General features: G+C 71.3%; 8 protein-coding genes. 4 read left to right on the forward strand and 4 right to left on the reverse strand.

Features of this window, described 5'->3' with window-relative positions:
- The first annotated feature begins 79 nt into the window (after positions 1-79).
- The 4 genes from K8612_RS15320 to K8612_RS15335 are packed head-to-tail and all read left to right on the forward strand — an operon-like array spanning position 80 to position 6,689.
- The gene (locus tag K8612_RS15320; protein ID WP_223762802.1) at positions 80-775 is read left to right on the forward strand and encodes a phosphoribosyltransferase; all 696 of its coding nucleotides are present in this window, start codon (positions 80-82) and stop codon (positions 773-775) included.
- A gap of 27 nt (positions 776-802) precedes the next feature.
- A complete protein-coding gene (gene selB / locus K8612_RS15325; protein WP_223740688.1) occupies positions 803-2,731 on the forward strand; it encodes a selenocysteine-specific translation elongation factor in 1,929 nt (642 codons plus the stop codon).
- Positions 2,728-5,238 (forward strand): ATP-binding protein, encoded by a 2,511-nt coding sequence (locus K8612_RS15330; RefSeq protein WP_223740687.1) that lies wholly within the window; start codon positions 2,728-2,730, stop codon positions 5,236-5,238. Before selB ends, K8612_RS15330 begins: the two co-directional genes overlap by 4 nt.
- A complete protein-coding gene (locus tag K8612_RS15335; protein ID WP_223740686.1) occupies positions 5,235-6,689 on the forward strand; it encodes a sigma-54 dependent transcriptional regulator in 1,455 nt (484 codons plus the stop codon). Before K8612_RS15330 ends, K8612_RS15335 begins: the two co-directional genes overlap by 4 nt.
- 513 nt (positions 6,690-7,202) lie before the next feature.
- Here the strand turns inward: K8612_RS15335 and K8612_RS15340 are convergent.
- From K8612_RS15340 to nuoK, 4 genes are read right to left on the reverse strand one after another with little or no spacing between them, the layout of a single operon-like run.
- Positions 7,203-8,762, reverse strand: a complete 1,560-nt coding sequence (locus K8612_RS15340; RefSeq protein ID WP_223740685.1) for an NADH-quinone oxidoreductase subunit N — start codon at positions 8,760-8,762, stop codon at positions 7,203-7,205.
- Positions 8,763-8,777: 15 nt separating this feature from the next.
- Positions 8,778-10,469, reverse strand: coding sequence for a NuoM family protein (locus K8612_RS15345; RefSeq protein ID WP_223740684.1), 1,692 nt, complete (start codon positions 10,467-10,469; stop codon positions 8,778-8,780).
- Positions 10,466-12,694: an NADH-quinone oxidoreductase subunit L gene (nuoL, locus tag K8612_RS15350; RefSeq protein ID WP_223740683.1), complete on the reverse strand. Its 2,229-nt coding sequence runs from the start codon at positions 12,692-12,694 to the stop codon at positions 10,466-10,468. Before nuoL ends, K8612_RS15345 begins: the two co-directional genes overlap by 4 nt.
- Positions 12,695-12,719: 25 nt before the next feature.
- The gene (gene nuoK, locus K8612_RS15355; RefSeq protein ID WP_120527355.1) at positions 12,720-13,022 is read right to left on the reverse strand and encodes an NADH-quinone oxidoreductase subunit NuoK; all 303 of its coding nucleotides are present in this window, start codon (positions 13,020-13,022) and stop codon (positions 12,720-12,722) included.
- Positions 13,023-13,043: the final 21 nt, after the last annotated feature.

Genomic DNA, 13,043 nt, shown 5'->3' on the forward strand with positions numbered 1-13,043 from the left:
GGGAGGCAGGCGCGGCGGTTGTGGCGGGGGCCCGGTGCTCGGGATATGACAGGGCGGCACCTCACCCGGAGCTTTCGCCGTGGCCATCAAGCGGGCAGCGCCGCCGAAGTCCCAGGACCAGCGCAACCCTTCCCCGAAGTCTTCCGCGCCCTCCGCCGCCCAGAAGGACGGGGCGGAGAAGCTCGTCTCCATTCCCAATGACATGGTGCTGGCGCCCCAGGTGGAGGCCCCGCGCCAACCCACCGGCCGCGACCAGTCCCGGCACAAGTCCACCGGCGTGGTGGAGCTGTCGTGGGCGGAGTTCGACCGGAAGGTGCAGCAGTTGGCGCGCACCATCCGTCAGGCCTGGGAGCCACAGGCGGTGGTGGGCGTGGCCCACGGCGGCGTGTACGTGGGCGGGGCGCTCGCGGGCGCGCTCGGCTGCAAGTTCTACCCCGTGCGCATCAGCCGCCGCAGCCGCGACAAGGCCGAGCGCACCCCGGAGCGGGGCCAGCCGCAGGTGAGCGAGGAGATGTCCCCGGAGCTCAAGGGCTGCCGCGTGCTCATCGTGGACGACATCGCCTCCAGCGGGGACACGCTGGGGCTGGCCACGGCGCTCGCGAAGAAGATGGGCGCGAAGGAGATCCGCACCGCGTGCCTCATCGCGCGGCCGGAGGGCTTCACGCCGGACCACGTGGGGCTGTCCACGGACGCGCTCTTCGTCTTCCCGTGGGACTACCAGCCGGTGACGGGCGACGCCCACCCGGACGACGACCCGGACAAGGCCGGAGCCTGAGTCCCGCGGCGGGGCGCTGACGCGGCGATGATCATCGGGACGGCGGGGCACATCGACCACGGCAAGACGTCCCTCGTGAAGGCGCTGACGGGCACCGACACCGACCGGCTCCCGGAGGAGAAGCGGCGGGGCATCACCCTGGAGCTGGGCTTCGCGCACCTGCCGCTGCCGGACGGACAGGTGGCGGGCGTGGTGGACGTGCCCGGCCACGAGCGCTTCGTGAAGGCCATGGCCGCGGGCGCGGGCGGCGTGGACCTGGCCGTGCTGGTGGTCGCGGCGGACGAGGGCGTCATGCCCCAGACGCGCGAGCACCTGGACATCTGCCGGCTGCTCGGCGTGAAGGCGGGCGTCGTCGCGCTCACCAAGGCGGACCTGCTGGAGGGCCTGGGCGACGACTGGCGCGCGCTGGTGGAGGCGGACCTCGCCGCGCTCACCGCCGGCACCTTCCTGGAGACCGCGCCCGTGGTGCCGGTGTCCTCGCGCACGGGGCAGGGCCTGCCGGAGCTGAAGGCGGCGCTCGCCCACGCCGGCGCGTCGCTGCCACGGCGCCCCGCGGAGGGGCCCGTGTTCCTCCCGGTGGACCGGGCCTTCACCATCAAGGGCTTCGGCACGGTGGTGACGGGCACGCTGTTGTCCGGCGCGCTGGCGGTGGACGACGCGGTGTCGCTGCTCCCCCCGGTGGCCGGCGCGCGCCCGGGCCCCTTCCGCGTCCGGGGCGTGCAGGTGCACGGCCAGCCGGTGGCGCGCGTGGAGGCGGGGCAGCGCGCGGCGGTGAACGTGGCGGACGTGCAGCCGGAGGACGTGCACCGGGGCATGGTGCTCACGCGCGCGGGCGAGCTGCCGGAGACGTCCATGCTGGACGTGGAGCTGACGCTGCTGCCCGCCGCGGAAGCGCCCCTGCCCAAGCGCCGCAAGCTGCTGCTGCACCTGGGCACCGCGCAGGTGGAGGCCACGGTGGCGCTGCTGGACCTGGACTCGCTCGCGCCGGGGGAGACGGGGCTCGCGCAGCTCCGGCTGGAGTCGCCGGTGGGCGCGCTCGTGGGCCAGCGCTTCATCCTGCGCGGCTCGCGCGCGCTGCCGGGACGGGGCGCCACGGTGGCCGGGGGGCGGGTGCTCTCCATCACGCCGCCGCGCCGGCGCAAGGGCGCGTCGTCCGTGGTGCGGCCGCTTTTGGAGGCGGACGCGGCCGGGCAGGTGGGGTGGCTCCTCCGGCAGGCGGGCTACGCGGGGCTCACGCAGACGGAGCTGTTCGGCCGCTCGGGGCTTTCGCCCAAGGTGCTCACGCGCACGCTGGAGCTGCTGGGCGCGAAGGGGCAGGTGCTGCTGGTGGACCGCGACCGGCGGCTCTACGTGGCGCAGGACGTCTTCGAGGGCCTGCGCCAGCGCTCGCTCGCGCTGCTGGCCGCGTTCCACGAGCGCGAGCCCATGCGGGACGGCCTGTCGCGCGAGGAGCTCCGTCAGCGGCTCTCCGCCCAACTGGACGCCCGCCTGTTCCAGCGCGTGGTGCAGGCGCTGGTGGACTCCGGCGGCGTGGAGGCGGAGAAGGACCTGGTGCGCCTCAAGGGCCGGGGCCGTACGCTCACGCTGGGCGACGAGGCCGCGCGCACGCGCCTGTCCGCGGAGCTGTCCGCGGCGGGGCTCGCGCCGCCCACCGTCACGGAGCTGTCCCAGAAGCTGGGGCTCGCGCCCGCGAAGCTGCAGGAGCTGTTGAAGGTGCTGGTGTCGTCGGGCACCGGCGTGCGGGTGAGCGAGGAGCTGTGCTTCGACGCGGGCGCTCTGGAGGACCTGCGCGCCCGGCTGGTGGCGTACCTGAAGGAGCAGAAGGAGATTTCCACGCAGGCCTTCAAGGAGCTGGTGGGCCAGAGCCGCAAGTTCACCATCCCGCTGTCGGAGTACTTCGACCGGGAGAAGGTGACGCTGCGGGTGGGGGACAAACGGGTGCTGCGTCGCGGATGAGTTCCAAGGCCTACAACGAGCAGGAGGTGCGCGCCCTGGTGGAGCCCTTCGCCCAGCCCATGCTGGTGCTGGCGGGGGAGGGGCGCGTCTGGGTGGCCAACGCCGCCTACGCGCGGCTCCTGGGCCTGCCCGTGGAGCAGGTGGAGGGCCGCTCCATCCTGGACTTCATCCAGCCGGAGGACCGCAGCCGGATGGGGGACCGCTTCCAGCGGCTGGCCAGCGGCGCGCCGCTGGACGGACGTCCGCAACTCTACAAGGTGCTCAGCGTCCACGGCGTGTCGGGCGAGGTCTTCGCGCAGGCCAGCCCCCTGCGGCTGGAGGGTGGGGGCTTCGCGCTGCTGCTCAGTTGCATGGTGACGGCGGAGCGCCCCCGGGAGCTGGCGGTGGCGGAGCGGCTGGTGGACACGACCGCGGGGCTGGTGTCCGCGCGCTCGGAGGAGGGCGTGCGGCGCGTGGCGCTGACGGGCCTGGAGGCCGCCGGCTTCCGGGCGCGGCTCTTGCGCTGGGACGGCACGCGGTGGGTGGTGCGTGACGGCGTGTCCCTGCCGGCGGACGCGCACCTGGCGCTGGAGGCGCTGTCGGACGGGCGGCCGGTGTTCGGCGGCGCGGACCAGGCGCAGCCCACGCACGCGTACCTGCCGGTGGGCGGGCCCCAGTCGGAGGTGCTCTGGGTGGCGGGCCCGTGGGTGGCGCCCCGGCACGGCTCGGTGCTGACGCTGTTCGCGAAGGTGGTGGGCGCGGCGCTCGCGGACGCGCACCTCCAGGCGGACGGCGCGCGCAGCCGCTGGGAGGTGGAGTCGGTGGCGGAGATGGCGCGCTTCGTGGCGCAGCCCGTGCCCCCGCCGCCGGAGACGTTCCTCGCGCGCGTGGCGGAGCTGCTCCAGGCCCGCGCGGTGGCGCTGCACGTCGTCCCCGGGCCGGGGCAGGCCCCCCGGCTCTCCGCCCAGGTGGGGCTGGAGGAGGGGAGTGACGCGGACGCCGTGCGCGCCACCGGCGTGCTGCTGGCCGCGGCGCTGCGGGAGGACAGAGGCGTGCTGTCCTCGGAGGCGCAGGGGCGCGCGCTGGAGGCGCTGTCCCAGGGCCGCCTCGGCAGCGGGGCGGCGGCGCGGCTCACCCGCGGCGGTGAGAGCGTGGGCGTGGTGCAGGCGCTGCGCGCGAGGGAGCGGCCCTTCGACGAGCGCGACGCGCGGCTGCTGGCCACGCTCGCGGAGCTGCTGGTGATGCTCCTGGAGCAGCGCCGCCTGCGCGCCGAGTCCGCCCGCCAGCTCACGGAGACGCGCCTGCTGCTGGACCTGGCGCGCACCACGTCCGGCGTGCTGGAGACCGCGAGCATCCTGGACGTCGCGTCCGACTTCCTGGTGCACCTCCTGGACGTGTCCAACTGCTTCATCCTGCTCTACGACGAGCAGGCCAAGGTGCTGCGCGGCGCGGCGGCGTCCGCGACCCACCGCGACCTGTTCCGCACGGTGGTGGTGCCGCTCGACAGCGGCGACCTGGCCGCGCGCGTGGCGCTGGAGCGCAAGCCCATCGCGGTGGAGGACCTGACGTCCGCGAGCGCCTCCGTCAGCGCGGTGCTCATCGACCGGGTGGGGGAGAAGGCCCTGCTGGGCCTGCCGCTGACCTCGCGCGAGGAGCTCATCGGCGTGGTGCTGGTGGACGACGTGCGCGGCCCGCGCCCCTTCGGCCCGGAATTGATTGAGCTGGCGGAGGCCACCTGCGGCCAGCTCGCGCTGTCCATCGCCAACGCGCGCCTCTACGAATCGCTGTGGGCCAGCTACGCGGAGCTGGCCGCCACCCGCGCGGAGATGGTGAAGCGCGAGCGCTTCGCCGCGCTGGGCGAGCTGTCCGCCATCGTCGCCCACGAGGTGAGAAACCCCCTGGGCGTCATCTTCAACGCGGTGGCCACGCTCCGGCGCATCATGAACCCCGGGGGGGACACGGCCATGCTGCTGGACATCGTCGCGGAGGAGAGCGACCGCCTCAACCGCATGGTGGCGGACCTCTTGGACTTCACCCGGCCGCGCAACCCGGTGCTCCAGCCGGAGGACCTGCTGCGCGTGCTCCAGGACGCCTTCGAAGCCGCGCGGGCGCAGGCCCCCACGGAGCGCCCGGTGTCCACCTCCGTGGAGGTGGAGCCCGGCCTCTCCGCGGTGCCCATGGACCGGCGGCAGATCCGCCAGGCCCTGTTCAACGTGGCCGTCAACGCCATCCAGTCCATGCCCCAGGGCGGCGAGGTCCGGGTGCGCGCGCGCCGGGACACGCACGCGGGCCGGGAGCAGCTCCGCATCGACGTGATGGACCAGGGCCCGGGCATCCCGGCGGAGCTGCTCCACCGCGTCTTCGAACCCTTCTTCACCACCAAGGCCCAGGGCACCGGTCTGGGGCTGGCGGTGGTGAAGCGCATCCTGGAGGAGCACCGCGGGGAGATCGCCGTGGAGAGCGCCGCCGGACGCGGAACCACCTTCACCTTCTGGCTGCCGCTCACGCAGCCCCAGTCCCTCTCATGACCGACGCGACCACTCCGGTTCCCCGAGGCCGCATCCTCGTGGTGGACGACCAGCGCAACATGCGCGCCACCACCGCCCTGCTCCTGCGCGCGGAGGGCTACACCGTCAACGAAGCCGCCACCGGCGAGGAGGCCCTGGCCAAGCTCGCGCAGGAGCGCGTGGACCTGCTCCTCACGGACCTGAAGATGGAGCCCATGGACGGGCTCACGCTGCTCCGGCGCGCGCTGGAGGTGGCCCCGCGCCTCCAGGTCATCATGATGACGGCCTTCGGCTCCATCGACAGCGCGGTGGAGGCCATGCGCCTGGGGGCGTACGACTACGTCACCAAGCCCTTCAAGGAAGGCGAGCTGCGCTACCGCGTGGAGCGCGCCCTGGAGCGCTCCCGGCTCCAGGCGGCGGTGGACAACCTGGCCACGGAGTTCAACGAGCGCCACGGCCTGTCCGCGCTGGTGGGCCGCAGCCAGGCCATGCGCGAGCTCACCACGCGCCTGCTGCGCGTGGCCCAGAGCGACGCCACCGTCCTCATCCAGGGCGAGAGCGGCACGGGCAAGGAGCTGGTGGCCCGCGCCCTCCACGCGCACAGCCGCCGCAGCAAGCAGCCCTTCGTGCCCGTCAACTGCGCGGCCATCAGCGAGACGCTGCTGGAGAGCGAGCTCTTCGGCCACGCCAAGGGCGCCTTCACCGGCGCGGTGAAGACGCGCCGCGGCCTCTTCGAGGAGGCGGACAACGGCACCCTCTTCATCGACGAGGTGACGGAGACGAGCCCCACCTTCCAGTCCAAGCTCCTGCGCACGCTCCAGGACGGCGAGGTGCGCCGCGTGGGCGAGTCCACCGCGCTGCGCGTGGACGTGCGGATCGCCGCGGCCACCAACCGCGACATCGAGCTGGAGGTGAAGGAGAAGCGCTTCCGCCAGGACCTCTACTACCGCCTCAACGTGGTGCTCCTGCGCGTGCCCCCGCTGCGCGAGCGCCTGGAGGACGTGCCCGCGCTCGCTCAGCACTTCCTGGACCGCGCCAACGCCCGCAGCCCCCGGCCCCGGCGCCTGTCCGCCGCCGCCGTGGAGCACCTGATGACGTACGGCTTCCCCGGCAACGTGCGCGAGCTGGAGAACCTGGTGGAGCAGGCCGCCGCGCTCGCGGAAGGGGACGAGCTGCTCCCCGAGGACTTCCCGCTGCGCCTCCAGGGCCGCGTGCTCGCCGCCGCCGCGCCTCCGCCCGAGGCCACGGGCCTGCCCCCCACCGACCTCGCGCGGCCCGGCGGCGCGGAGGCCGCGGGCCCCACGCTGGCGGAGGTGGTGGAGGACGCGGAGCGCCGCGCCATCGTCCAGGCCCTGGAGCGCCACGGCGTGGACCTGGCCCGCGTCGCGGACGAGCTGGGCGTCTCCTCCACCACGCTGTGGCGGAAGATGAAGCGGCTCAACCTGAGGCCCCCCGCGGGCGCCCGCGAGTAGCCTGCCAGCGAACTCGCACCCGCCTCCCGGTGCGAGTTCAGATCCGAAATCACCCCCGTTCAGGGATGAAAAAACCAACCTCCTGAATTCGTTGACTGTTTTCATCCCTGAAACGCGATTTCAGGGCTGCAATGGGCGGGAAATGTTGCCCCGTCGTCCAAGTGCCTGAGAACTCTAGAGTTTCGTTCCAAACGGGCACTGGCATGGCGCCTGCTAAAGGCTAGCTCGGGACGCATCGAAGCGAGGCTGAAAGTGGTTCCCCCCCACCCTTTCAGCACTTCCGGTGCGTTACCTTGAGAAGACCCGCGGCCCGACACCCTCACGGGTGCCGGGCCGCCTTCTTTTTGCGCTCCCCGCACCGTCCGCAGCGTCGCCGCCGCCCTCATGACGCGGCGCGGATCCATTTCACTTCTGCAATGCACGGCGGCCATGACGCCGTGAGCCATGCCCGCAACGACAACGCCCGCCAGGGCCGGGGCCGAGGCGGGCGTCGGGTGCCGCGAGCCGAAGCGGCTACTGGCCGAACAGCGTGCCGGCCTGGGCCAGCCAGTCGGTGACGTGGCCGGGGAGGATGCCCAGCAGCACCACGGCGACGGTGGCGATGACGAGCGCGGCCTCCGTGCCCCAGTTGCGCTCCAGCGGCTGCGCGCCCTCGGGGACGGGGTGCATGAACATGTAGACCACGACGCGCAGGTAGTAATACGCGCCCGCCGCGCTGCTGAGCACCGCCACCACGGTGAGGCCCACCAGGCCCACGTCGATGGCGGCCTGGAAGATGAGCAGCTTGCTCATGAAGCCCACGGTGGGGGGGATGCCGCCCAGGGACAGCATGAAGGCCGCCATGGCGAACGCCCAGCCCGGACGGCGCTGCGCGAGGCCCGCGAAGCGCTCCAGGTCCCACGCGGTCCCCTTCTCTTCATCCTCGCGGCGCTCCAGCGCGGAGACCATGGCGAAGGCGCCCGCCGCGCTGAAGGTGTACGCCAGCAGGTAGTAGAGGATGCCGCGCAGCGCGTCCGAGCGCGCCACGTCCAGCGGCGTGCCACCGGACAGCGACGACGCGGACAGCAGGCGGAAGTGCTCGCCCGGGGCCGCGACGAACAGCGCCGCCACGCCCAGGAGCAGGTAGCCCGCGTGCGCGATGGAGGAGTACGCCAGCATGCGCTTCACGTTGCGCTGCGGAATGGCCATCAGGTTGCCGGCGACCATTGTGAGCAGCGCCAGCGTGGCGAAGAGCATCAGCGGCAGCTTGGGGTCCATGCCCTTGCCCACCGTGACGAACACGCGCACCAGCGACGCGAACGCCGCCGCCTTCACGCCCGCGCTCATCAGCGCCGTCACCGGGGTGGGGGCGCCCTCGTACACGTCCGGCGTCCACATGTGGAACGGCACGGCCGCCACCTTGAACGCGAAGCCCGCGGCGATGAGCACCGCGCCCACGTAGACGAGCGCCGGGGACGTGGTCAGCGCCTGCTGCAGCGGCCCCGCGATGTCGTTGAGCTTCGTGGTGCCCGTGGCGCCGTACAGCAGCGCCGTGCCGTACAGCAGGACGGCGGAGGAGAAGGCGCCCAGGATGAAGTACTTGAAGCCCGCCTCGCTGGGGCGCGTGCCGCGGCGCAGGTACGCCGTCAGCGCGTACGTCGCGATGGAGAGGACCTCGATGTTGACGAAGATGGTGATGAACTCGGAGGACATCGCCAGCAGGCTCATGCCCGCGGAGGCGAAGAGCATCAGCGCGTAGAACTCACCGCGCTCCGCTCCGCGCTTGCGCAGGAAGCCCACCGCGCTCAGCGCCGCCAGCCCCAGGCCCACGCTCACCACCAGGGTGAGGAAGCTGGAGAAGGGGTCCAGCACGCCGAAGCCGAGGAACACCTCCTGCGGCGGCTCGAACATCAGGCCCACGGCCACGGCGCCGCTGGCCACCGCCGCCACGACGGTGAGCACCGCCTGGTAGCCGCGGGACGCCGTCGCGGAGAGGAACACCTCCGACAACAGCAGGACGGAGGCCGCCACCACCATGATGATGGCGGGCAGCATGGGGAGGAAATCCGCCAGGGTGAGATTTGGCAGGTTCATGGAGTCTTTCGGGGCCTACTCGCGGACGGCGAGCGGCGCGGCGGGAACGGAGGGGCGGGCCGCGGCGGCGGTGGAGGGCAGCGACATCACCTCCACGCGCAACTGGTCGTCCTTCGCCTGGGTGGCGCCCGGAGCGCCCACGCTGGCGCGCGCCACGTAGCGGTCCGTGGACGGAGCGATGCGGTCCAGGAAGGGCTGCGGCATCAAACCCATCACCGCCACCAGCACGATGAAGGGGGCCGTGGTGAGCATCTCGCGCACGTTCATGTCGCGCAGGTGCTGGTTCTCCCGGTGCGTGATGCTGCCGAAGAACACCTTCTGCACCATCCACAGCATGTACGCCGCGCCCAGGATGACGCCCAGCGTGGCGAACGCGCCGAAGCCCAGGGGCAGGGTGCTCTTGAACGTGCCCATCAGCACCAGGAACTCGCCGATGAAGCCGTTGGTGCCCGGCACCGCCACCGACGAGAAGGTGATGATGACGAACGCCGCGGTGAACACCGGCATCACCTTGGCGATGCCGCCGTAGTCCGACATCAGGCGCGTGTGGCGGCGCTCGTAGAGGAAGCCGAACAGGAGGAACAGCGCGCCCGTGGAGATGCCGTGGTTGAGCATCTGGTACGCGCTGCCCGTGGCGCCCTCACCGGTGACGGCGAGCAGGCCCAGCATGCAGTAGCCCAGGTGGCTGACGGACGAGTACGCGATGAGCTTCTTGATGTCCCGCTGCGCCAGGCACATCAGCGCGCCGTACACGATGCCAATCACCGCCAGCACCGCGAGGAACGGACGGGCCGCGTGCGCCGCCACCGGGAAGAGCGGAATGGCGAAGCGCCAGAAGCCGTAGGTGCCCATCTTCAGCATCACGCCGGCAAGAATCATGGAGCCCGCCACCGGCGCCTGCACGTGCGCGTCCGGCAACCAGGTGTGCACCGGCCACATGGGGACCTTGATGGCGAACGCCAGCGCGAACGCGGCGAACATCCACGGCCCGTAGGTGTGCAGCGTGGCGGCCAGGCCCGTCAGGCCCGCGCACGCGCCCTCCGGCCCGTTGCTGCACGCGGCGAGCTGCTGATTGGCGGCGAGCAGGTTGTTGTAGAGCGTGCCGTAGTCGAACGAGCGCACGCCCGGGCCTCCGCTGATGAAGTACACGGCCACGATGGCCACCAGCATCAGCAGCGAGCCGACCAGCGTGTAGAGGAAGAACTTCACCGCCGCCATGCGGCGGTCCTCGGCGCCCCACACACCCACCATCAGGTACATGGGGATGAGCATGGCCTCGAAGAAGATGTAGAAGAGCAGGACGTCCATGGACGCCAGCGCGCCCAGCATCGTCGTCTGGAGCACCAGCAGCGCCAGGTGGAACTCCTTGATGCGGTGCTGGATGTACGTGGTGGAGGCGAGCACCACCAGCGGGCCCAGGAACACCGTCAGGAGCAGCAGGCTCACGGCCAGGCCGTCCACGCCCAGGTGGTAGCTCATCCCGAACTGCTGGAACCACGGGACGCGGTACTCCATCTGGAACTCGGCGCCGGACGGGTCGAAGCGGAAGTACGCCCAGACGCCGAACACCAGGTCCAGCAGCATGCCCACGAAGGTGATGGTGCGGACCTGCCCGTGCTCACTGGCGGGCAGCGCGAGCACCAGCGCCGCGAACACGAGCGGCAGGTAGATGACGACGTTCAACAGGTGGGTGTCGAAGAAGCTCATGAAAGCACCTGCACGAGGGCGTAGACCGCGCCGCCCAGGATGGCGAGCGCCATGATGGCGGCGTAGGCCTGCGCGTCACCCGTCTGGAGCCGGCGCAGCCCGAGGCCCACCTTCTCCGTGACGTACGCGGTGCCGCGCACCAGCACCGTGTCGATGACGAGCGCGTCCACCACGCGGAAGAGGATGAAGGCCACGAACTTCACCGGCCGGATGATGATGAACTCGTAGAGCTCATCCACGTAGAACTTGTTCTGCGCCGTGCGGCGCACCGCGCGCGCGAAGGCCGGCACGGGCTGGCCCGCCCGCGAGGGGAAGAACTTCAGGTAGGCGAACGCCGCGGCCGCGCCGCCCGCGAGCGCCCACATCCACGCGAAGGCGTAGTCCCCGACGGTGGGCGAGCTGGTGTCCAACTGCACCGTCTTGGCCACGCGGGCCACCGTCTCCGCCGGGCGCAGCACGGGGGACAGGAAGTTCTCGAACACCGGCTGCGTCCCGCCGCCCGTGCGGGGCATCAGGGGCAGGGCGTAGACGAACGTGATGAAGGCCAGGAAGGCCAGGATGACCAGCGGCAGCGTCATGTGCCACGCGCTCTCATGGGCGTGCGCCAGCTTCGCCTCCGGGGACCGCTTGCCCGTGAAGGTGAGCAGGTAGACGCGCGACATGTAGAACGCCGTGGACGCGGTGATGAGCAGGCCCAGCACGTAGACGAAGCCGGACACCCACTCCAGGCCGTGCAGGTGGTTGTGGTGCACGCCGTGGAAGATGGCGTCCTTGGAGAAGAAGCCGGACATGATGGGGAAGATGCCCGTGATGGCCAGCGTGGAGATGAGGAACGTGGCGTGCGTCCACTTCATCTCCTTCCACAGGCCGCCCAGCTTCTTGATGTCCGTCTCGTCCCCGTTGCCGTGCATCACGCTGCCGGCGCCCAGGAAGAGGCAGGCCTTGAAGAACGCGTGCGTCATCAGGTGCATGGCGGCGGCCCAGAAGACGCCCATGCCCACGCCCATGAACATGATGCCCAACTGGGACACCGTGGAGTAGGCGAGCACCTTCTTGATGTCGTCCTGCGCGAAGGCGATGAGCGCCGCCAGCAGCGACGTGAGCGCGCCCACGATGGCGATGGTCGCCATGGCGGTGGGGGACAGCACGAGCAGCGCGCTCATGCGGCAGAACAGGTACACGCCCGCGGTCACCATCGTGGCGGCGTGGATGAGCGCGGAGACCGGCGTCGGGCCGGCCATCGCGTCCGGCAGCCAGACGTAGAGCGGCAACTGGGCGCTCTTGCCCGCGGCGCCCAGGAGGAAGAGCAGCAGCGCGGCGGTCATCACGCCGCCGAAGGTGTAGCCCGCCAGCGGCCCGGACTCGATGGGCGTGGCCAGGGACACCGCGCCGCCCGTGCCCTCCGGCAGGGCCAGGGCCATCTTCTCCAGGCCCTTGAAGGTGACGGGGCCCTTCTGGGAGATGCCCTGCTCGTAGCGGGCGCGCGACGTGGACGCCGCGTTGTAGTCCCGCGGGTCCGCCTGGCGGTTGAAGGCGCCCACCGTGAGGATGAGCAGGAACGTGGCGATGAGGAACGCGAAGTCACCGATGCGGTTGGTGACGAACGCCTTGCGGCCCGCCCACGCCTTCGCGCTGTCCGTGTACCAGAAGCCGATGAGCAGGTAGCTGGCCATGCCGACGCCCTCCCAGCCCACGAAGAGCAGGACCAGGTTGTCGGCCATCACCAGCGTGAGCATCGCGGCGACGAAGAGGTTCAGGTACGCGAAGAAGCGCCAGTACCCATCGTCGTGCTCCATGTAGCTGGTGGAGTACAGGTGGATGAGGAAGCCCACGCCCGTGATGATGAGCAGCAGGATGCCCGACAGGTGGTCCACCAGCAGGCCGAAGTTCACCCGGAAGTCACCGGCGGCGAACCACGTCCCGTAGTCGTGCGCGATGGCGTAGCGGATGGTGTCCCGCTCCAGGCCGAACGGGTTGGCCATGCTCACCACGCGCCCGCCGGCCGCGTCGCTGGTGGCCCAGAAGGCCAGCAGGCTCAGCACGAAGGCGCCGGCGATGGCGGAGCACGCCACCAGGTGCACGTTGGCGCGGCCCAGCCACTTGCCGAACACGCCGCACACGAACGCGCCCAGCAGCGGCAGCAGGATGATCAACCCCAGCGACGGGCTGAGCACGTCGGGGGGGATGGGTGCGGTTCTGAAGAACTCGACGAGGGATCCGTCCATGGATGTGCTCAGGGGTGACGGGGCGTTAGTGCTTCATCGTCCGGATGTCGTCGACGTTCACGGACCCGCGACTGCGGAAGACCGCGATGACGATGGCCAGACCGATGGCCGCTTCCGCGGCCGCCACGGCGATGACGAAGAAGGCGGACACGTGCCCGGTGCCTTCACCGTGCATGCGCGCGAAGGCCAGGAACGTGAGGTTGACCGCGTTGAGCATCAGCTCCACGCACATGAAGACGACCAGCGCGTTGGTGCGCACCAGCACGCCGAACATGCCCATGCAGAAGAGGGCCGCGGCCAGCAGGAGGTAGTAGGTGATGGGGACCATTGGGTTGTCCGGAAGGTCGCG

The organism is Corallococcus sp. AS-1-6, assembly GCF_020037015.1.
In the GTDB taxonomy this organism is placed as follows: Bacteria; Myxococcota; Myxococcia; order Myxococcales; family Myxococcaceae; genus Corallococcus.

Coding starts and splice junctions, on each gene's coding strand:
- selB (WP_223740688.1), top strand. CDS start 803: ATGATCATCGGGACGGCGGGGCACATCGACCACGGCAAGACGTCCCTC.
- K8612_RS15330 (WP_223740687.1), top strand. CDS start 2,728: ATGAGTTCCAAGGCCTACAACGAGCAGGAGGTGCGCGCCCTGGTGGAG.
- K8612_RS15335 (WP_223740686.1), top strand. CDS start 5,235: ATGACCGACGCGACCACTCCGGTTCCCCGAGGCCGCATCCTCGTGGTG.
- K8612_RS15340 (WP_223740685.1), bottom strand. CDS start 8,762: ATGAACCTGCCAAATCTCACCCTGGCGGATTTCCTCCCCATGCTGCCC.
- K8612_RS15345 (WP_223740684.1), bottom strand. CDS start 10,469: ATGAGCTTCTTCGACACCCACCTGTTGAACGTCGTCATCTACCTGCCG.
- nuoL (WP_223740683.1), bottom strand. CDS start 12,694: ATGGACGGATCCCTCGTCGAGTTCTTCAGAACCGCACCCATCCCCCCC.
- nuoK (WP_120527355.1), bottom strand. CDS start 13,022: ATGGTCCCCATCACCTACTACCTCCTGCTGGCCGCGGCCCTCTTCTGC.